This window comes from Vibrio sp. YT-15 (assembly GCF_033337445.1).
Classification (GTDB): Bacteria; Pseudomonadota; Gammaproteobacteria; order Enterobacterales; family Vibrionaceae; genus Vibrio; species Vibrio alginolyticus.
On the sequence record NZ_JAWOQR010000015.1, the window covers coordinates 89,422 to 109,763 of the forward strand.

The 20,342-nt window shown below is 47.0% G+C and carries 23 protein-coding genes; 10 read left to right on the plus strand and 13 right to left on the minus strand.

Features of this window, described 5'->3' with window-relative positions:
* Positions 1–34 precede the first annotated feature (34 nt).
* The 4 genes from R7D93_RS21175 to R7D93_RS21190 form a co-directional block, all read right to left on the minus strand.
* Positions 35–1,021 (minus strand): serine/threonine protein kinase, encoded by a 987-nt coding sequence (locus R7D93_RS21175; RefSeq protein ID WP_005379037.1) that lies wholly within the window; start codon positions 1,019–1,021, stop codon positions 35–37.
* Positions 1,022–1,074: 53 nt separating this feature from the next.
* The gene (gene ccoG / locus R7D93_RS21180; protein WP_005379038.1) at positions 1,075–2,496 is read right to left on the minus strand and encodes a cytochrome c oxidase accessory protein CcoG; all 1,422 of its coding nucleotides are present in this window, start codon (positions 2,494–2,496) and stop codon (positions 1,075–1,077) included.
* Between the two features lie 308 nt (positions 2,497–2,804).
* On the minus strand, positions 2,805–3,071 hold the full coding sequence (locus R7D93_RS21185) for a YihD family protein (RefSeq protein ID WP_005379040.1): 267 nt from the start codon (positions 3,069–3,071) through the stop codon (positions 2,805–2,807).
* Between the two features lie 166 nt (positions 3,072–3,237).
* A complete protein-coding gene (locus R7D93_RS21190; protein WP_005379043.1) occupies positions 3,238–3,405 on the minus strand; it encodes a hypothetical protein in 168 nt (55 codons plus the stop codon).
* Between the two features lie 296 nt (positions 3,406–3,701).
* On the opposite strand from R7D93_RS21190, the gene R7D93_RS21195 reads away from it, so the two are divergent.
* Both R7D93_RS21195 and trhA read left to right on the plus strand, forming a co-directional pair.
* On the plus strand, positions 3,702–4,508 hold the full coding sequence (locus tag R7D93_RS21195) for a sporulation protein (RefSeq protein ID WP_005379045.1): 807 nt from the start codon (positions 3,702–3,704) through the stop codon (positions 4,506–4,508).
* 70 nt (positions 4,509–4,578) lie between these two features.
* A complete protein-coding gene (gene trhA / locus R7D93_RS21200) occupies positions 4,579–5,232 on the plus strand; it encodes a PAQR family membrane homeostasis protein TrhA (protein ID WP_005379047.1) in 654 nt (217 codons plus the stop codon).
* Between the two features lie 33 nt (positions 5,233–5,265).
* Here the strand turns inward: trhA and R7D93_RS21205 are convergent, their stop codons facing one another.
* The 6 genes from R7D93_RS21205 to def all read right to left on the minus strand — a co-directional run bounded on the left by R7D93_RS21205 (position 5,266) and on the right by def (position 11,635).
* Positions 5,266–5,850: a DUF3157 family protein gene (locus R7D93_RS21205; RefSeq protein WP_005379050.1), complete on the minus strand. Its 585-nt coding sequence runs from the start codon at positions 5,848–5,850 to the stop codon at positions 5,266–5,268.
* A gap of 26 nt (positions 5,851–5,876) precedes the next feature.
* Positions 5,877–7,322 (minus strand): TrkH family potassium uptake protein, encoded by a 1,446-nt coding sequence (locus R7D93_RS21210; RefSeq protein WP_225497085.1) that lies wholly within the window; start codon positions 7,320–7,322, stop codon positions 5,877–5,879.
* A 9-nt stretch (positions 7,323–7,331) separates the two neighbouring features.
* Complete coding sequence (trkA, locus tag R7D93_RS21215; protein ID WP_225497087.1) at positions 7,332–8,708, minus strand: Trk system potassium transporter TrkA; 1,377 nt, start codon at positions 8,706–8,708, stop codon at positions 7,332–7,334.
* A gap of 63 nt (positions 8,709–8,771) precedes the next feature.
* The gene (gene rsmB / locus R7D93_RS21220; RefSeq protein ID WP_225497089.1) at positions 8,772–10,055 is read right to left on the minus strand and encodes a 16S rRNA (cytosine(967)-C(5))-methyltransferase RsmB; all 1,284 of its coding nucleotides are present in this window, start codon (positions 10,053–10,055) and stop codon (positions 8,772–8,774) included.
* Positions 10,056–10,135: 80 nt separating this feature from the next.
* Positions 10,136–11,083, minus strand: a complete 948-nt coding sequence (gene fmt / locus R7D93_RS21225) for a methionyl-tRNA formyltransferase (RefSeq protein ID WP_005461453.1) — start codon at positions 11,081–11,083, stop codon at positions 10,136–10,138.
* A gap of 33 nt (positions 11,084–11,116) precedes the next feature.
* Positions 11,117–11,635, minus strand: a complete 519-nt coding sequence (def, locus tag R7D93_RS21230; RefSeq protein WP_005379068.1) for a peptide deformylase — start codon at positions 11,633–11,635, stop codon at positions 11,117–11,119.
* Between the two features lie 138 nt (positions 11,636–11,773).
* Between def and R7D93_RS21235 the strand changes: the two genes are divergently transcribed.
* The 4 genes from R7D93_RS21235 (at position 11,774) to R7D93_RS21250 (ending at position 15,089) form a co-directional block, all read left to right on the plus strand.
* Entirely contained in the window at positions 11,774–12,868 is a 1,095-nt protein-coding gene (locus tag R7D93_RS21235) for a LysM peptidoglycan-binding domain-containing protein (protein ID WP_225497092.1), read from the plus strand.
* Complete coding sequence (gene dprA / locus R7D93_RS21240) at positions 12,852–13,961, plus strand: DNA-processing protein DprA (RefSeq protein ID WP_225497094.1); 1,110 nt, start codon at positions 12,852–12,854, stop codon at positions 13,959–13,961. Before R7D93_RS21235 ends, dprA begins: the two co-directional genes overlap by 17 nt.
* Positions 13,962–13,963: 2 nt before the next feature.
* Positions 13,964–14,443, plus strand: a complete 480-nt coding sequence (locus R7D93_RS21245) for a DUF494 family protein (protein ID WP_005379074.1) — start codon at positions 13,964–13,966, stop codon at positions 14,441–14,443.
* Positions 14,444–14,519: 76 nt separating this feature from the next.
* Positions 14,520–15,089: a type I DNA topoisomerase gene (locus tag R7D93_RS21250; RefSeq protein ID WP_225497096.1), complete on the plus strand. Its 570-nt coding sequence runs from the start codon at positions 14,520–14,522 to the stop codon at positions 15,087–15,089.
* Positions 15,090–15,160: 71 nt separating this feature from the next.
* Here R7D93_RS21250 and R7D93_RS21255 read toward each other — a convergent pair whose 3' ends face one another.
* Positions 15,161–16,288 (minus strand): 5-(carboxyamino)imidazole ribonucleotide synthase, encoded by a 1,128-nt coding sequence (locus R7D93_RS21255; RefSeq protein ID WP_225497098.1) that lies wholly within the window; start codon positions 16,286–16,288, stop codon positions 15,161–15,163.
* A gap of 4 nt (positions 16,289–16,292) precedes the next feature.
* Positions 16,293–16,778, minus strand: coding sequence for a 5-(carboxyamino)imidazole ribonucleotide mutase (purE, locus tag R7D93_RS21260; protein WP_005379082.1), 486 nt, complete (start codon positions 16,776–16,778; stop codon positions 16,293–16,295).
* 199 nt (positions 16,779–16,977) lie between these two features.
* Here purE and R7D93_RS21265 point away from each other — a divergent pair, with 199 nt between their 5' ends.
* From R7D93_RS21265 to R7D93_RS21280, 4 genes are all read left to right on the plus strand, one after another.
* Entirely contained in the window at positions 16,978–17,535 is a 558-nt protein-coding gene (locus R7D93_RS21265; RefSeq protein WP_005379084.1) for an L-threonylcarbamoyladenylate synthase, read from the plus strand.
* Between the two features lie 47 nt (positions 17,536–17,582).
* Positions 17,583–18,500, plus strand: a complete 918-nt coding sequence (gene hemF / locus R7D93_RS21270; RefSeq protein WP_213898929.1) for an oxygen-dependent coproporphyrinogen oxidase — start codon at positions 17,583–17,585, stop codon at positions 18,498–18,500.
* Between the two features lie 101 nt (positions 18,501–18,601).
* Positions 18,602–19,435 (plus strand): shikimate dehydrogenase, encoded by an 834-nt coding sequence (aroE, locus tag R7D93_RS21275; protein ID WP_042523879.1) that lies wholly within the window; start codon positions 18,602–18,604, stop codon positions 19,433–19,435.
* Positions 19,436–19,438: 3 nt separating this feature from the next.
* On the plus strand, positions 19,439–19,702 hold the full coding sequence (locus R7D93_RS21280; protein WP_005379090.1) for a DUF1488 domain-containing protein: 264 nt from the start codon (positions 19,439–19,441) through the stop codon (positions 19,700–19,702).
* A gap of 7 nt (positions 19,703–19,709) precedes the next feature.
* On the opposite strand, the gene R7D93_RS21285 is transcribed toward R7D93_RS21280, so the two are convergent.
* Complete coding sequence (locus tag R7D93_RS21285) at positions 19,710–20,258, minus strand: gamma carbonic anhydrase family protein (RefSeq protein WP_005379096.1); 549 nt, start codon at positions 20,256–20,258, stop codon at positions 19,710–19,712.
* Positions 20,259–20,342 lie beyond the last annotated feature (84 nt).

Below are 20,342 nucleotides of genomic sequence, written 5' to 3' on the forward strand. Positions count from 1 at the left end.
CGAAATATCTCCATTTTTGAATTTTTGGCCTGACTTACCACTGAGGCATTAAAGACAGCGGTGCTTCTTCTAAAGCGGCGATCTGCTCTTTAAATGCAAGGACCTGACCTTCCCAGTATTTTGGCTCATTAAACCATGGAAAAGCGAGAGGAAATGCAGGGTCATGCCAACGTTTTGCTAGCCATGCCATATAGTGCACCATTCGTAGACCGCGAAGTGGCTCGATTAGTTTCAATTCTGCAGGATTAAAGTCGCAAAACTCTTGGTAAGCCTCTAAAACAATATCCAACTGCATCAGTTTGTCTTGGCGTTCACCGTTCAATAGCATCCATAAGTCTTGTACTGCAGGGCCGTTACGAGCGTCATCCAAATCAACAAACATAGGGCCATCTCGCCACAAAATATTGCCTGGGTGGCAATCGCCATGCAAACGAATCATATTGAAGCCTTCTTGCCAGTGGCTTTCAATTGATTTGATCAGCATATCCAAGTCATTGAAGAAGCTGTTCTCCAAGTGCATTGGAATCATATTGGCGTTTTGCAGAATCTCTCTTGGTTGATACAGGTATTCTTGTAAGCCGATCGTAGGGCGATGTTGGAACGCTTGGCGGCTGCCGACTTTATGGATGCGGCCAAGGAAACGCCCTACACCTTCGAGCTGATCTAAATTGTCAACCTCGTATTGGCGACCACCCACGCTATCAAACAGCGCAAAAGCATAGCCTTGATAGTGATGCAGGGTTTCACCGTTGATGCGCACAGGTGGTGCGACGGGTATCTCATTGCCAATCAGCTCTAAAGTAAAGTCGTGCTCCTCTTGGATCTGTTCATTGCTCCAACGTTCAGGACGGTAAAACTTGACGACATAACGACGACGCTCTTCGTCAGTAAATTGATAAACACGGTTTTCGTAGCTATTGAGGGGAAGAAAGCCTGATTCTGCGCGAACGCCGATGCTTTCTAACGCGTACCACATAAAGTCTGGGGTAAGGGCGTCAAAGTTAAACATACTTTGGGACATATAAACAAAAAGGCTCATTACTGAGCCTTTTTCCGTTAGTCACTGAAGTAGCACTATAGTTTTTTAATAAAACGGCTTTCTACTTCAATGGTGAATTCGTTGCTCTTATCGGTGAGTATAAACTGAATTGTCGTAATCGCAGAGTTTAGCTTGTCAGGATCGGCACCAAGACTCATTGGCAGGTTTAATACCTCACCTGGCTGGACCTGAATTGTCTGCTTACCATACCAGCTTACATCGGATAGCCCTTCAACATCCAACGAGTACTCTTGCACTTGCTGAGTTTTGTTGATCACTTTGAGGGTGTAGGTGTTTTCTACTTCTCCCGAGCTATTAACGCGGAACAGTTGGTTACGGTCGCGAATAACACTCATGCCGGCTGGGTCTACCGCTGCAATTTGGGCAAAGAAAAGACCGACCATGACGAGTAGTACGGCACCATAGCCTAGCAGCTTCGGACGCATGACTTTGGTACTCTTACCCGATAAGCGATGTTCGGTGGTGTAACTAATTAGGCCTTTCTCGTAGCCCATGCGATCCATGGTGTTGTCACACGCATCAATACAGGCGCCACAGTTGATACATTCATACTGCAAGCCGTCACGAATATCGATACCTGTTGGGCACACCTGCACACACAAATCACAATCAATACAATCACCCAAACCAAGCTGCTTTGGATCGGCTTTACGCGGACGTGGGCCACGTTTTTCCCCACGTTTTGCATCGTAGCCAACGATGAAGGTGTCTTTATCAAACATGGCAGACTGGAAGCGCGCGTAAGGACACATGTGAATACACATGATGGAACGCATCCAACCAGCATTACCATAAGTACAAATGGCAAAGAACATTACCCAAAAGACGGGCCAGAAGTTGGCGTTAAAGGTGAAAAAGTCGATAACCAATTGCTTCATTGGTACGAAGTAGCCAACAAAAGTAAAACCAGTGGCGAGTGCAATGGCAAACCAAGCTATATGTTTGACGGCTTTACGCATCGCTAAATTCGCCGTCAGCTTATTGGAGTCTTGTTTACGGCGTTTATTGGCACTACCTTCGAGCTTCTCTTCAAACCAGATATACATGAAGGTCCAGACGGTTTGTGGGCAGAGATAGCCACACCAAACCCGACCTAAGAAGGTGGTAATAAAGAACAACCCAAACGCCGCGATCACAAACAGCAAGGCGAGTAGGGTAAGATCTTGTGGGTACAGGGTGGTACCGAAAAAGTTGAACTGCTGGTTGCCAATATCAAGTAAGATCGCTTGACGTTCACCGTAAGGAATCCACGGTATCAAAGCGAAGAGAAGTAGTAAGAACCAACCACCGTAACGACGTAGTTTCTGGTAAGTCCCTTTGCTTTCGCGTACATAGATGCGATTACTTGGGTTAAACCGATCCCCGTTTCCTTTATGGGTTTTGGGATTATAGGTTTTAGGAGTCACATCTTTGATATCGATCTTGTCCTGACTCATGCACTCATCCTTCTTAGGCTTTTATAATGTACGGCGTCATTTCTATTGATGTCGCTCGATGACATTGCTGCTCGTTCCGTCATAAAGATGACCGAACATAATTATTTTAGTAAATACTGATGAACGGCGATTATACAATCAATAACAATTCCGTTTCTTTAACGCAGTCAATGTTTAACAACAAAAATCAGTACAGTTAACCTGATAATTGGCTGAACAGTTATAACCAATTGTGGGACTAAAAACTTTGGTTATAAAAAAGCGACTCACAGAGAGAGTCGCTTAAAGAATACTGGCTGTTGAGCTGGTTATTTGATGATGCCACGAGCGCGTAGGATCGCCGTTTTAAAATCGTCCTCTTGGTCTTTTTTGAGTCCAGGGATCATTTCATCTTTGCTGCTATTACGCATTTTAAGGTGGTAGATCAGTACATCGTCGGTCAGATCTTCTAGCTTTCCTTTGTAGCCTGCTTCTTTTGCCAGCTTAACGATGAACTGCAAGAGGTTCAGCTCTTGATCTTTATGCCATTCAGGCTCTAGTAGCTCAAGCAGCTCTTCAATGCGATGACACTTCATTTCTTTCTCCACAGAATTTATAGGTGTAATTAGCAGTAAAGGTACCAAATTGCTTTGCGAAGACCAAATAGGAAAAACTATCTCTTTCACTGTAGTTTGTTCTAAGTCTTTGAAGCTTTATGAGTCGCGTGCAAAGAAAAAAGCGCAGCTGGCGCCGCGCTTTTGATTAAGCTGCTTTGATAACTTTGGCCGGAACACTCGACATCATTGCTGTCTTCTCAACCAATGTCATTGCTGGCGCAACTTGCTTTGCCTTTGGTGCAGTAGTAAAGCCACTGCGGCGGCGCATTGCACTAGTATTAGTGTGTGCGAACCTGACTGTTGTTGGGCGCATTAATTTACCTAACTGTCAGGCATATCCATTGCCGATGTAATGGCCTGAATCATTATGAGCTAGGCTCCAACAAGATTGAAGAATCACTCTTCTGGCTCTCGCCAATCCAGTTAATGAGTCAGGAATACCGATATGCATGCATATCAAGTGTAAGATTAGCATCCTTGTAATAATTGGTCGATAGTTGAGCAATTGAATTGTTTAGATTTTGTCATTTTGTCGCGATGTTCGAGGCAATTTTTGTTTGATCCCACGATCAGCAGTAGTAGTATGAGATCTCGATGAAGGAGGTGCCTATGTCATTTTTGAAGAAGACACTTGCCAGTTTTGGGATTGGGAGCGCGAAGGTAGACTCAATCTTAAACCAAGACGTGCTATACCCAGGTCAAAGTGTGGATGTGTCGATCCATGTATATGGTGGTGCGACTGAACAAGCGATCGACAACATTGATTTAAAACTCTGTTGCCGCTACATCGCAGAAGCCCCTGATGACCGTGGTGCGCGAGAAGGACACAGCATGCGCCGAGTACCTCAAACTCATGTGCTTGCTAAGTGGAGTCTCCCTTACGCATTTACCATCCATTCCGGCGAAGAGCGTACCTTCGATGTTAAGCTCGATGTGCCTTGGAACACGCCTGTCACCATTGGTGATGCCAAAGTATGGTTAGAAACTGGCTTAGACGTTGCTGCTGCTTTGGATCCGACTGATAAAGACATCCTCACCGTCCGACCTGATCCACTGATGGATGCGGTACTATCTGCATTTGAAGCGCAAGGTTTACGAATTCGCCAGGTGGAATGCGAGGAAGTGAAAGGATTCGATCTACCATTTGTGCAAGAGTTTGAACTGGTGCCAACCGACGGACCTTACCACGGCGTGTGGCGCGAATTAGAATTTGTTGCCCACCGCAGTGAGCAAGAGCTCAAGTTGTGGTTTGAAGTTGACCGCACACGCAAGGGGCAAGGTGGCATGCTCGCGAGCTTACTGGGTAGTGGCAAACTCAAGCGAGAGCTGACCATTCCTGCCACGACTAAGCCAGATCAAGTTGGCGAACTGGTACTCAATTATCTCGATCAAACTACTGCCGTTCATGAGTCTTAATTTAAGCTTACACGTGTAAGCCTAATGTGCCATACTAGAGCAAATTTCAAACTCTAGTATAGGCGCATTGATGTCCGAGCTGCAGAAACCTCAATACAGTCAACGTGAAGAACTGGCCAATACCATCACCCACGGTATAGGGATGATTTTTGGTATTGTTGGCTTGATACTGCTGTTAGTTAAAGCCATAGACCATCAAGCTGACACTTTAACGCTTACCAGTATGGCGATTTATGGTGCGAGTATTATCGTGCTATTTTTGGCCTCGACGCTCTATCATGCGATCCCTCATCCCAAAGCGAAACGTTGGCTAAAAACCTTCGACCATTGTGCTATTTATCTTTTGATAGCAGGCAGCTATACCCCTTTCTTGTTAGTCAGCTTAAGAACACCTCTAGCATTTGGGTTGATGATCGTTATTTGGAGCATTGCGTTGATCGGCATCATCATGAAAGTTGCGTTCGTCTATCGATTTAAAAAGCTTTCTTTGATGACGTATTTGGTGATGGGATGGTTATCGTTGATTGTGATTTATCAATTAGCTATTAACTTGGATGTCGGCGGACTTACACTGCTTGCCGCTGGTGGAATTGTGTATTCACTGGGGGTGATTTTCTACGTTGCGAAGCGTATTCCCTTTAACCATGCGATCTGGCACGGCTTTGTTTTGGCTGGCTGCGTGTGCCATTTCTTTGCGATTTATTACTTTGTTGAGCCTATCTAGCCGATAGGCTCAACAAAGAATATTAAACACGTATTAGCGAGTTTTTACCTCTAGCACTTTGGCAGAAAACTGGTATTGCTGTGATTGCGGTACAGCCAATTTAATGCTCTTACCTTGTTCCGCTTGCTGTGGTCTCAGGTAGGTATCCGCCATGCGCTTGATGGATTGCCAAACAGTCACGTTTTCTTTTGCCAGTTGCTGACCAGACATATCAAACACTTGCACCTCAACTTCCACTTGAATGACAGATTGAGAGCTTTGGTTAGTGATTGATGTAGGCAAAATAAGCTCACCGCTTTGATAGCTTGCTGAACCAATCAATACATCCACACCTGAATCTGATAGCTGCATGGTTGGCTTTTTGGCGTTTACCACCACGGTCGTGCCAACGGTTTTCGTTACCACTGGAATTGTCGCAATCGCAGGAGCTGCGATTGTTTCAACTACGCTTGCTGTTGTTTGTGTCTCCGTCGCTTGCTGCGCCGGTTTTTTCATGACGTATTCCCAGGTAAAGTCATCGTTCAACTTCACTTCTCGACCATCGGCTAAAGTGATGACCTCGGCGGCGTATGTGGATGAGGCGGCAAGTAGGGTCGCCAGAGTAATCCATGTTTTCATTGTTATACCTTTTAATTAGAGTCTGCTTAGCGGCGCCAAAACGCAGGAAAGAACAGTACAAGAATAGTCAGAATTTCCAAGCGGCCCATTAACATCCCAAAGCTTAAGAGCCATTTGGCAGTATCGGGCAGAGGCGCGAAGTTGCCTGTCGGGCCAATCACACTGCCCATACCAGGGCCAACATTGGCAACGGCGGTGATTGAGCCAGAAATACTGGTCACAGGGTCGAGGCCAAGTGCACTTAAACAACCCGCGATAAAGATAATGGTGATAAAAAACATCAAGCCAAATGCCACCACTGAGCGAACAATATCATCATTCACCGGTCGCTGGTTATAACGCTGTACAAACACCCCTGAAGGGTGAATCAACTTCATCATTTGTTTGTTTAGCAGCGTCATCGCAATTTGGAAGCGGAAGATTTTGATCCCGCCAGACGTTGATCCTGAGCATGCTCCCGCCATCATTAAGAATGCGAAAAGAGTTGTGGGTAATGCGCCCCATGCGGTGAAGTCTTCTAAGCCAAAGCCAGTTGTGGTGACGACAGAGACAATATTAAACATCGACACTCGCAGGGCATCCAAAATGGTGTACCCATCTCGAATCACTAGCCAAGCTGAAATCACTAAGCTTGAGAATACGAACAGGTACGCAAATCCTCTAACTTGAGCGTCGTTAACCAACACATCAATACGGCGTTTACGTAATGCGGCGATAAAGAGCAAAAACGGCAAACCACCTAAGAACATAAAGGTAGTGGCCACCCAATGTGCGCCATTAGAGAAGTGGTTCATTGACCCATCAGATGTAGAGTATCCACCCGTCGATAGCGTAGTAAAGGCATGGTTGATTGCTTCGAACAGGTTCATGCCGGTGATCAAGTAGCCCAAAATACATAGGCCCGTTAGCATCAAATAAACCACTACGATGTTTTTGGCGACCGTTTTCGCTCTTGGACTACTTTTATCCGACCAATCTGATGATTCGGTTTGGAATAGCTTCATACCACCGACATTCAGCATAGGTAACACTGCTACCGCCATCACGATAAAACCAATGCCACCAAGCCACTGTAAAATAGAGCGCCATAGCAAGATGCTCGGCGCCATGTTGTCTAGGCCACTGAGCACCGTTGAGCCCGTCGTGGTGATACCCGACATCGTTTCGAAGTAGGCGTCGGTGAAGCTGATGTGGTTGATAAACACAAATGGCAAGGCGGCAAACGCACTCGCGATGGTCCAAACCAAACTGGTGATGAGGAACATATCGCGTACGCTGAGTTTGAACTTGGCGGTTCGACCTATCGTTAGGCAGATGAAGGCGGCAAGGTGCGTGATCATAACGGCTTGGGCGAAATCGAGGAATCCCCCCGTACCGGTAAAGAAAGCGACCAAAGTCGGCACGTACATAAACAGGGCCAGTTTGGATAAAACCAGCCCGATAACAAACAGTACGGGACGTAAGTTGACCATAGGAAAATCCTAGAGGAAGAATGGACTCGGCTGGAATAGCGCTTCGACGTCTGATACGTATTTTTTGTTGACCAGGAACATCACCACATGGTCATCCTGCTCGATGACCGTACGGTCGTGGGCAATAAGGACTTCTTCGCCACGAACGATAGCACCAATGGTGGTCCCAGGTGGAAGTTTTATATCTCCAATCGCACGTCCAACCACTTTAGATGTACTTTCATCACCGTGAGCGACGGCTTCAATCGCTTCCGCAGCGCCGCGGCGAAGTGAGGACACGTTTACGATATCAGCGCGACGAACGTGCGTTAGCAAGGCTGAAATAGTGGCTTGCTGAGGTGAGATTGCTACATCAATTACGCCGCCTTGTACCAGGTCTACATAAGCGCCACGTTGGATCAGCACCATTACTTTTTTAGCGCCCATGCGTTTTGCTAACATTGCAGACATGATGTTGGTTTCATCTTCGTTGGTCAGCGCGATGAAGACGTCGACTTGGTCGATGTTCTCTTCCGAGAGAAGCTCTTGGTCTGCCGCATCACCGCAGAACACGATGGTGTTTTCTAGTTGCTCAGAGAGCTTTTCTGCACGCTGGTAGTTACGCTCAATCAGCTTCACGCTGTAAGTTGGCTCTAGGCGTTTAGCCAAGCTTGCGCCGATGTTACCCCCGCCAACAATCATGATGCGGCGGTACGGTTTTTCTAGGCGCTGTAGCTCACTCATTACAGAGCGAATGTGGTTGCTTGCAGCGACGAAGAACACTTCATCATCGGCTTCAATAATGGTGGTGCCTTGCGGACGAATCGGACGGCCTTGACGGAAAATAGCCGCCACACGGGTATCGATGTGCGGCATGTGCTCACGCAAAGCAGACAGCGCATTACCCACCAGCGGGCCACCATAGTAGGCTTTCACCGCCACTAGGCTGACTTTCTGTTCAGCAAAGCTCACCACTTGCAGCGCGCCTGGGTATTGGATCAGACGTTCGATGTAGCTCGTAACGAGTTCTTCTGGTGCGATAAGGTGATCAACAGGAATAGCGCCAGATTTAAACAGGGCTTCTTTTTCTGCCAAGTATTCTGGAGAGCGAATACGCGCAACGCGGTTTGGGGTATTGAATAGAGTGAACGCGACCTGACAGGCGGCCATGTTGGTTTCATCAGTGTTGGTTACTGCGACGAGCATATCGGCGTCTTGCGCGCCAGCTTCGTGTAGCACGTCTGGATGGCTCGCATGGCCATTGACCACACGTAGGTCGTATTTGTCCTGCAATTCACGCAGTCGGTCGGCATTATTGTCGACGATGGTGATGTCGTTGTTTTCACCCACTAGGTTTTCTGCCAGTGTGCCGCCAACCTGACCTGCACCAAGAATAATGATCTTCATACTCTTTTCTCGTATCTGAAAAAGGCGATTGAAATCACTTCAATCGCCCTATTTAGCATGCTGTTACGCGTGTGTTTTAGTTAGCACTGCGTAGTAGAAACCATCCATATCTTCTTCGCCTGGTAGAATTTGACGACCAGGCTGGTCGGGATCAGAATCCAGCAGTTGCGCATCCGCGGTACGTGCTAAAAACGCTTTTACTTGCTCCACGTTTTCTTGCGGTGTGATTGAACAAGTCGCGTAAACCATGGTGCCGCCGGGCTTCAGTTGCGTCCACATGGCATCAAAAATTTCACTTTGCAGCTCTGCTAATGCGGCGATGTCGTCTGCACGACGTAGCCATTTGATGTCTGGGTGACGACGAATCACGCCAGTCGCAGAACATGGGGCATCCAGCAAAATGCGATCAAATTGCTCGCCTTGCCACCATTCTTGTGGATTACGCGCATCACCGCAAACCACTTTTGCCTGAAGGTTGAGACGCTTCAGGTTTTCATGCACACGTTTCAAGCGTGTGTCGTCGCAGTCAATCGCGACCACTTCACTGCCCGACGTGCGCTCTAGAATGTGCGCCGTCTTGCCACCTGGCGCTGCACAGCAATCTAAAATCCGTTCGCCGTCTTGTGGTTTTAGGTAGTTGATCGAGAGCTGCGCCGCCGCATCTTGGACCGAAACCCAACCTTTTTCAAAACCAGGTAGCTTCATCACATCACATGGTGCGGCCAATTTTATGGCGTCCATTGCTTCTGTGTGTGGCGTGCTATCAATGTTTTCATTTTTGAGCAGCGCAAGGTATTCATCACGAGTGTGGTGTTGATGGTTCACACGCAGCCACATTGGTGCTTTTTGGTTGTTCGCTTCAACAATGCTTTCCCATTGCTGTGGGTAGGCCTCTTGTAGCAGTTTTAGTAACCAGCTTGGGTGACCGTACTTGCCAGCGTTGTTGCTGACGGCCATTTGGTCGAGTTCTTCTTGGTTGCGCTGGTAGTTACGCAATACAGCGTTAATCAAACCACGCAGACGAGGACCTTTCAGCTCTTTAGTGCCTTCAACCGTTTCACCAACTGCTGCGTGCGCAGGAATGCGCATGAAGCTCAGTTGGTAAATACCAACCAGAATTAGGTGATGGAATACACGTTGTTTGCCTTTGAGGGGCTTATCCATCAACTGGTTTGCGATCATTTCTAGGCGAGGGAGGTAACGTAGCGCACCGTAACAGATCTCTTGTAACAGAGCGTGGTCACGAGGTCGTACCGTTTGTTGAGCCGCTGGAAGAGCGCTTGAAAGTGAGTGGCCCTTGTCGACGACAAGATACAGGACGTTAGCAGCCGCAGCGCGAACATTCATGATGAGTACCTTAAAGTAAAGGAGGGCATCTCTGCCCTCTAAAAGTTCGTATTATTGGGGATGATAACCCCTAATATGGCTTAAACCAGCAGAGTGCCCACTTCAAACCAAGCCGCACGCGAATTCAGAATATCCTGAACTGACATGGCTTTTTTGCCAGGAACTTGCAGTTGCTCTAGCACCAGTACGCCGTTGCCTGTCGCAACATAAATACCGGTTTTATCTGCTTGCACGATGGTGCCGGCTGGCTTGTCACTGGTTTGCTCTGCGACACGGCTTTGCCATACTTTGATGCTGTTTTCTGCCGCCTCAAAGTGGCTCATTGGCCATGGGTTAAATGCACGAACGCAGCGCTCAATGTGCGCCGCATCGTCGTTCCAGTTGATGCGTGCTTCTTCTTTGCTGAGTTTTTTCGCATAGTTCGCTAACTCATCGTCTTGCTTCACTGGCACTGCTTTACCCGCAGCAATGTCTGCTAGGCAGTCAATCAGGGCTTCTGGACCAAGCTCAGCCAATTTTTCGTACATTGAAGCGCTGGTATCTGTCGCTTCGATTGGCAGAGTTGCAATCTTCAGCATATCACCAGTGTCGAGACCGATGTCCATCTGCATGATGGTCACGCCAGTTTCTGCATCGCCCGCCCAAATAGAGCGTTGGATTGGAGCCGCACCACGCCAACGAGGTAGGATAGAACCATGTACGTTGATACAACCCAGTTTAGGGGTATCAAGAACCGCTTGTGGCAGCAGCATACCGTACGCCACGACAACCATGAGGTCGGCGTTCAGATCGGCAAGTTCTTGTTTCGCTTCGTCGGACTTAAAGCTTTCAGGTTGGTAAACCGGGATATTGTGTTCTAGCGCCAGTTGTTTTACCGGTGGCGCAGCCAATTTTTTGCCACGACCCGCTGGACGATCTGGGTTTGTGTAAACCGCGATGACTTCATGCTCCGAAGACAACAACGCCGCCAAGTGACGGGCGGCGAAATCCGGAGTACCTGCAAAGACAATTCGTAAAGACTGACTCAAGGTAGACTTCCTTCTAATTGGTATGGTTCGAGATTAAGCGTTTTGCTGCTTCTCGTTAAAGCGTTTGATTTTCGCTAGCTTGTCCTGAATGCGTTTGCGTTTCAGTGGCGATAGGTAATCCACGAACAGCTTACCTTGTAGGTGATCAAGCTCGTGTTGAACACAAATCGCTAGCAGGTCGTCGGCTTCAAAGGTGAACTCTTTGCCATCACGATCCAGTGCTTTAACGGTAACTTCTGCAGCGCGAGGCACAAGTGCGCGCGCACCTGGTACCGACAGACAGCCTTCTTCGATGCCATCTTCGCCACGCTTTTCCAGAATCTCAGGGTTGATTAGCACCATCGGCTCATCGCGAGTTTCTGAAATATCAATCACTACGATACGTTTGTGGATATCAACCTGCGTTGCAGCAAGGCCAATACCTTCTTCGTCGTACATGGTTTCAATCATGTCATCGACGATTTTTTGAATCTCAGGTGTCACCGCTTCAACAGGCTTTGCGACTGTGCGCAGGCGATCATCCGGGAATGTTAATACTTGTAATACAGACATATTCACTCGAAATATTGAACTGTGCCGAAACAGCACAAACCTTGTTGGCTCAATTCTAGACATTTTATAGCCTAAATGACAGCATCCTTGCACCAATTTCCATTCTGGTTCCTGCTTAATAGACCAAGGACGAGGGTCATGAATCGAATTTTCCGCAACGTTGCCAGTGTTACGTTGCCGTTACTTTTCTCTTTCAACGCTGTAGCAAATGTGGATGCGAACCCACTGACTGTTAAAGATGATGCGCCACAAACGTATGTAGTCGTGAAGGGCGATACGCTATGGGATATTTCGGCCATGTACTTAGATAGCCCGTGGTTGTGGCCTCGTTTATGGCAAGTAAACCCGGAAATCGATAACCCTCATTTAATTTATCCCGGAGACAAGCTGTCTTTGGTGTGGATTAACGGTCAGCCCGTGTTGAGCCTAAAACCGGTTAAGAAGCTGAGCCCGAAAGCTCGCATCACAGAAAAGAAAGCCGTACCAACGGTCGCGGAAGGTTTGGTGATGCCTTACCTTAAATCGGATCGGTTGCTAGATAAAGATTCGTTGAACAGAGCAGCAAAAGTGATGGGTAGCAGCAAAGGCAGTAAGTATCTGACTGCAGAAGATGTGCTGTATATCAATGGCAATCAGACCGCGACAGGTTGGGCTATTTACCGACCAGTAGCTACCTTTTCGCGTGACGATGTGTCCGAAGAGATTACCGCGCTGCGTTTGATTGCCAAAGGCGAGCTCGTTGAAGCTTCGAGTGATTATTCAGGTTTGAAGCTTACATCGCAAATGCAAGAAATCCTACGTAACGATATCGCGTTGCCAAATCAATCGGTTGAGAATACTGACTTCACAATAACGTTCTATCCGCTGCCGTCGCCACAAGGCAGTTCTGCAAAGTTGCTAGGTAATATCGAAGGTATTCGCTTTAGTTCAACTAACCAAGTTGTGGTGATTGATAAAGGCACGTCAGACAATCTGAAGCAAGGCAGTGTGTTTGATTTAAAAGAAGACGCGCACCCAGTTTACAAAGACGGCGATGAGTTCAAGAAAGAGTTTGGCGTGCTTGATAAGAAAATTACTTTGCCTCAAAGCAAAGTTGGTGAGTTGCTGGTCATTCGTCCTTATGAGTACTTTAGCTTGGCACTGATCACTAACAGTACGAAACCCATTAACCAAGATATTTCGGTGGTGTCACCGTTGGCGGACGAATTAATCATCGATGAATCGACGAAATAACGATGATCTCGCTGCCTGGTTAAAACTGAGTTGTTTACCAGGCATTGGCGGCGTCAAAATGAATAAGCTACTGGCAAGAGACGCGCCACGTAACATCGTAAACTTCTCTCCTGAACAGCTACAACAACTTGGGTTAACAACTAAGCAAATTCAAGCTTGGGCTTCAACAGATAAAGAAGTCGATGCTTGTTTAAGTTGGCTTGAGGCTTCTACAAATCATCATATCCTGACACTGACTGACCCGCGTTATCCACCTCAACTCAAACAAATCGTTGCGCCGCCACCTCTACTTTTTGTTCAAGGAAACCCTGCTTGTCTTTCTCTGCCACAAATCGCGATGGTTGGCAGCCGAAATGCGAGTATTGATGGATTACAGCATGCACGTCAGTTCGCTGCAGAGTTTGTTCAGCACGATTTTATTGTCACCAGTGGTCTCGCTTTAGGCATTGATGGTCATGCGCATGATGGTGCGTTGCAAGCGGGTGGTAAGACGATTGCGGTGCTAGGATCTGGCTTAGCAAATATTTATCCGGCACGTCATCGTGGTTTAGCGCAACGTGTTATTGAACATGGGGCTTTGGTGTCTGAGTTTCGGCCTAATGCCAAGCCGCGCCCAGAAAACTTCCCGCGTCGTAATCGTATTATTAGTGGATTATCGCTTGGTGTACTGGTCGTCGAGGCGGCGAAAAAGAGCGGCTCGTTAATTACAGCTCGTTACGCGCTTGAGCAAGGTCGAGAAGTATTTGCGCTGCCAGCGTCAATCAATGCCCCCAATGCCTGCGGTGGAAACCAGTTGATACGTCATGGCGCTTGCCTCGTAGAAAAGACGAAAGATGTCTTAGATGAAATACAGTCCTTGCTTGATTGGTCTATTAATCAGAGTACCGATTTATTTTCTACGTTAAATGATGAAGAAGAATTGCCATTTCCTCAGCTGTTAGCTAACGTAGGAAGTGAAGCTACACCGGTTGATATTCTTGCAAACAGGACCAATATACCTGTCCAAGAAGTCATGATGCAGCTCTTAGAGTTAGAACTCTCTGGGCATGTCGTTGCGGTTTCAGGTGGCTATATTCGAAAGGGGAGGGGCTAGCTATGATGATGGATATACTGATGTATCTATTCGAAACCTACATCCATAGCGATGCAGAGTTACAGGTCGAACAAGACGAGTTGGAAGAAGAATTGCTCCGTGCAGGCTTCCAACAAAAAGATATCTACAAAGCCCTTGTCTGGTTAGAAGAGCTTGCCGCATTGCAGCAAAGTGACACCTCTTCTGCAATCTCGACTTGCATGGCTTCGTCATCAACTCGTATCTACACAGCGAAAGAGATGCAGCGTTTAGATTTGGAATGCCGAGGGTTTCTATTGTTTCTCGAGCAAATCAATGTGTTAACCACAGAAACTCGCGAAATGGTGATTGACCGAGTGATGGGATTAGAAACGAGTGAGTTTGAGCTTGAAGACCTCAAATGGATCATTCTGATGGTGCTGTTCAATGTGCCTGGTAACGAAAACGCTTACACGCTAATGGAAGAGCTGTTGTACACCAAGGAACAAGGGATTCTTCACTAACCATCTGGGCAAGTTCGAGTTTAGCTAGAATAAACGCGAGCTTGTCTTTTTGTGTGTTTTTCACGAAACGGTAAGTATGAGTAGTAAAATCGACAACACCCTTTTCTCTGCCCATGAACACGCTTTGGAACACGAGCCGTGTCCAAAATGTGGTGGTGAGCTAGCTCTCAAGCACGGAAAACATGGCCCATTTCTCGGCTGTAACCATTACCCAAGCTGTGATTACATTAAACCGCTACACAGCAATGATGGGCACATCGTGAAAGAGTTGGGTGTGCCTTGCCCTGAGTGTGGCAATGAGTTGGTACTCCGGCAAGGGCGCTACGGCATGTTTGTCGGTTGTAGTAACTACCCGGCTTGTCATCATATTGAGTCGATTAATCAACCAGAGCCAGAGGCGCAGTCACAAGAGCAACACGCTTGCCCTGAATGTGGCAAAGGACATTTGGTTGAGCGTAAAACCCGATTTGGCAAAACATTCTACGCGTGTGATAACTACCCTAAATGCAAATTTGCTGTGAACCTTGTTCCGGTCAAGGGGCGATGCGAAGAGTGTGGTTTTACTCTGTTGGTGGAGAAGAAACTTGCCAGTGGTGTGAAATTGCAATGTGCTAATCGTAAGTGTCAGCACACCCAGCAAGGGTAAATACATCAAAGGAATTAAAAAGGGTCGCATCGTGCGACCCTTTTTTGTTTTTTTGCTGCCAAACGTTAGTGTTAAGGCTGTTTAGCGAACGCTTGCACAGCAGGGAAAGCTATTGGGTCTAAGATGTCTGCCAGAGCGCACAGCCTACGGTGCAATTCTCCTGGGTAGTCGCCACACACGTTGATGTGTCCCATCTTGCGACCTGCACGTTTATCTTTGCCATACCAATGAAGGTGGCAACCATCCATTGATAACAATGCTTCTGGTAGTGTGTCTTCACCAAGAATATTGATCATTGAGGTTTCACGAACTAATTTCGTACTGCCTAATGGTAAGCCGCACACTGCGCGCAGATGATTTTCAAACTGACACGTTTCTGCACCTTGCTGTGTCCAGTGACCAGAGTTGTGCACGCGTGGAGCAATCTCATTCACTAAAAGTGCCCCATCGACATCAAAGAACTCAAGCGCTAATACGCCAACGTAATCTAGGCTATCTGCGACTGCCGTGAACATTTGCTTTGCTTGTTCCTGTAACCCTGGCGCATCAATCGCAGTAGAAAGACTCAATACACCGTTGGTGTGGACGTTCTCTGCCAGAGGGTACACTTCCACACTGCCATCTTTGCTTCGAGCACCAACCAGTGATACTTCGCGGTTAAAAGGAACAAACTCTTCAGCAACAATCGCTTGAGTTGGTGTTGCCGCGATGCACTCCGACATCTCAGTCCAAATGTCGTCGACTTGAGAAGCTTCTTTTAAGCGCCATTGACCTTTACCATCGTAACCACCCAATGCACTTTTCAGAACCATTGGCATACCAACGTGTTCAATTGCGCGGTCAAAGTCTTCACGAGTTTCAATGACGTAGTATTTCGCGTTGCGCACGCCAGCATCATCAAGCAGTGCTTTTTCAATACGGCGATCACCACCTGCTTTGATGGCTTGCGTACTTGGTAGGAACTTGCCGCTCGCTTCGCAAACCTTGAGCACGTCATGTGGAATATGCTCGAACTCGGCAGTAATCACGTCAACTTGCGTAATCGCATTTTCCAAGCCATGGCCAAGTACCTGTTGAGTTAAAGGGTGAACGACATCACCGCTGCTGACATCGTAAGCTGAAATTTGAATATTCAGTGGCGCACCAGCCAGAGACATCATACGAGCCAACTGACCCGCACCAAGAACCAGTACATGCATCTGATTAATCCTCTGCAGGGTTTGGATTTGCGAGAACTGTTTCCGTTTGCTCATTACGGAATGCTTCTACCTTCGCCATGATGTTTTCATCATGAGTGCCTAGGATTTGCGCTGCTAGGATACCGGCGTTTGCTGCGCCCGCTTCGCCAATCGCCAATGTACCAACCGCAATTCCCTTTGGCATCTGTACAATAGAAAGCAATGAATCCATACCTTTCAGTGCACGAGACTGAACGGGAACCCCAAGCACTGGCAAACTAGTAAACGCCGCCGCCATACCTGGTAGGTGGGCTGCACCACCTGCACCTGCGATGATAACTTTGATGCCGCGTTCTTTTGCGCCACTAGCGTAGTCAGCCAGTAATTGAGGAGTTCGGTGTGCTGACACGACTTTTGTTTCGTAAGGCACGCCAAATTGGTCTAGCATGTCCGCTGCTAGTTTCATGGTTGGCCAATCGGATTTAGAACCCATGATGATACCGACTTTCATCTCAAACTCCTTTAAGCTGCAAAAATTAGGTGAGCTATAAATTTGTGCGCATTATACGGGGATTTTTATCTCAAGCAAACGTTTGCGTCTTATTGTTGGCGCTATTGATACATTTTATAAAAAAATTGCTTTAGTGTCTGAGAATGAATATTTGTACACTTAGTGAAAACAACACAGTCAAACAAATAGGAAGTAATCGGTGGATAACTTTGAACAAGTGCTCAACGCACTCAAGCAAGGCGAAGTGATTGCCTATCCAACAGAAGGGGTTTTTGGTGTCGGATGTGATCCAGATAACCCAGAAGCAATTCAAAAGCTATTAGAGCTCAAGCAGCGTCCGGTAGAAAAAGGGCTGATTCTCATCGCGGCAAGTTATGATCAGCTCTTGCCTTATATTGATGAATCTCAGTTGACTGAAGAACAATTACAGACTGTTCATGCCACTTGGCCAGGCCCATACACTTGGATCATGCCAGCGAGCGATAAAGTATCCAACTGGGTTTCAGGGCAGTTTGATTCAATTGCGGTTCGTGTGACTGATCATCCTTTGGTGCAAAAAATGTGTAATGCATTCGGAAAGCCGTTAACCTCTACCAGCGCGAATCTTTCCGGCTTACCACCGTGTATGACCACGGAAGAAGTCGAAGAGCAGTTGGGTGATAAGCTGGTCGCCATTCTTCGTGGCGAGACCAGCGGTCGTGATAAACCCAGCGAGATTCGTGACGCCAAAACTTCACAAATATTAAGACAGGGTTAACCCTGCTAGCCAGCCATCATTAGGTTTCACGTAATAGGTAATAACGTATGTCAGCGATCGATAAGCACGCCGTAAAGCAGTTCTTGATGTCACTTCAGGACTCCATTTGTCAGCAGTTAGAACAAGAAGATGGAAAGGCCGTCTTTGTCGAGGATGCATGGCATCGTGAACCGGGCGAACGTCTTGGTGGCGGTGGGCGCTCACGTGTTATGCGTGATGGCCTTGTTTTCGAGCAGGGAGGCGTGAACTTCTCGCATGTGGAAGGGAGAGAAATGCCAGCATCTGCGACAGCGCATCGCCCAGAGCTAGCGGGTCGTCGTTTTGAAGCCATGGGTGTTTCTTTGGTTATTCACCCTAAAAACCCTTATGTACCGACTTCACACGCCAATGTCCGCTTCTTTATTGCAGAAAAAGATGGCGAAGACCCAATTTGGTGGTTTGGTGGTGGTTTTGACCTAACGCCGTTCTATCCATTTGAAGAAGATTGCCAATCATGGCACGACACTGCAAAACTGCTTTGTGCGCCATTTGGTGACGATGTTTACCAAGAGCATAAAGCATGGTGTGACAAATACTTCTTCCTACCACATCGTAATGAAACTCGCGGTGTTGGGGGTTTGTTCTTTGATGATCTAAACCAGTGGGAATTTGATAAGTGTTTTGCTTACATCAAAGCAGTCGGTGAAGGCTATTGCCAGGCTTATTTGCCGATCGTTTCTCGTCGTAAAGAGATCGAGTATGGTGAGCGTGAGCGTGAATTCCAACTATATCGTCGCGGCCGTTACGTAGAGTTCAACTTAGTGTATGACCGTGGCACCTTATTTGGTTTACAAAGTGGTGGGCGTACTGAGTCGATTCTGATGTCAATGCCGCCGCTCGCTCGCTGGGAGTACTGCTACGAGCCAGAAGCGGGATCGCCAGAAGCTGAACTTTACGAGCGATACCTAACGCCACGAGAGTGGTAAGCACGGAATCTCCTTTTCTATATAGATAGATAGTGATAGGGTCATCTGTAATCAGGTGGCCCTGTTTTCTCTATATCTAAGTAAGGAACAAAGGTAAGGAAATGACCCAGCAAATCGATCGCTATGCCGTGTTTGGTAATCCTATCGGACACAGTAAGTCGCCATTCATTCACACCTTGTTTGCTCGTCAAACTAATCAATCTTTGGTGTACACCGCAGAAAGTGCACCTGTTGATGGTTTTATTGACGCGGCGAAGGTGTTTTTTGCTGAAGGTGGCAAGGGGTGCAACATCACTATGCCATTTAAAGAAGATGCTTATCAATTTGCTAGTCGATTGACAGAACGGGCTCAGTTAGCAGGCGCGGTAAATACCCTCAAGAAGTTAGACGATGGTGAAATCATCGGTGACAACACTGATGGTGCAGGTTTAGTGCAAGATCTGCTTCAGCATCAGGTTGTATTGGAAGGTGCGCGAATCCTAATTATTGGCGCTGGTGGTGCAGCTCGTGGTGTTATTAAGCCACTACTCGATCAAAAGCCGACCTCTTTAACCATTACCAACCGTACCTTTAGTAAAGCACAAGAGCTCGCAGAGCTGTTTGTCTCTCATGGTCCTATCGTAGCGAGAGAGATGGAAAGTATTGATGAAGAGTATGATGTCATCATTAACTCTACCTCCGCTTCTCTTAGTGGTGAACTGCCTGCTATCTCTTCCTCTATCTTTGCCGCCAACAGCACAAGCTATGACATGATTTATGGCAAAGGAGTGACGAGCTTTAACTTATGGGCAAGAGAAAATGGTGCCGCTCATGCGTATGACGGTCTTGGAATGCTGGTTGGGCAGGCTGCAGAAAGCTTTATGCTTTGGCGTGGCTTACGTCCTGGTGCCAAACAAATTCTCAGAGAACTAAGAAAGAACCTTGAAGGTCAATAAGCGATGAATCAATCCATCTTATTCCCAGATATTCAATCATGGGATGAAGTATCACAATCGGTAAACTTTTCGGCGCAACAATCAGGCGCACTAATAGAGTGCTTTGTGACGAAACAAAAGCTAGAAAAGCTCAGTGGTTCACTGATTGAAACTGAGCAAGCGGCAATCAAAGTGTTTACTGATTACCGATTCGACCTAGAAGAAATGGCTGAAGAGCTAATAGAAGATGAAGCCTTCAACGAAGAAGGCCATATCATCATCGGTTAACAGGGCTTTAGTTCAAGTCTTTTACTTCATTTAAGTAGTCGTTTTTGTTCTGCACATAGTTGTTGGCAGACTTTTGCAAGAAAGCTCGTTCTTTTTCTGATAGAGGGCGAGCTTGTTTTACTGGGCTTCCAACATATAAGTAGCCACTTTCTAATACTTTCCCAGGTGGCACTAAACTGCCTGCTCCGATCATCACCTCTGACTCAATTACAACAGCATCTAAAACAATAGCTCCCATACCAACCAAAACACGATCGTGGATCTCACAACCGTGCAGCATCACTTTGTGGCCAATCGTAACGTCATTACCAATAATCAATGGGTAGCCGTTTGGGTTTTCGGCGTTCTTATGGGTGACATGCAAAACACTGCCATCTTGAATATTCGTTCGATCACCAATGTGAATGTGGTTTACATCGCCTCGCGCTGCTACCAATGGCCAAATGCTAGAATCATCGCCAATTCGGATATCACCGACTAAAACAGAGGTTGGGTCAACGTAAACACGCTCACCAAGTTCAGGCTTTATACCTTTGTAGCTTCTCATTGAGCTCATCTTTTTTCCTTATTCAGGGCGATTACAGGGTGTATGGAGGTAGAATAGTAGTGAAAACTCGCCTTTTAGAATAAAAAACACCCA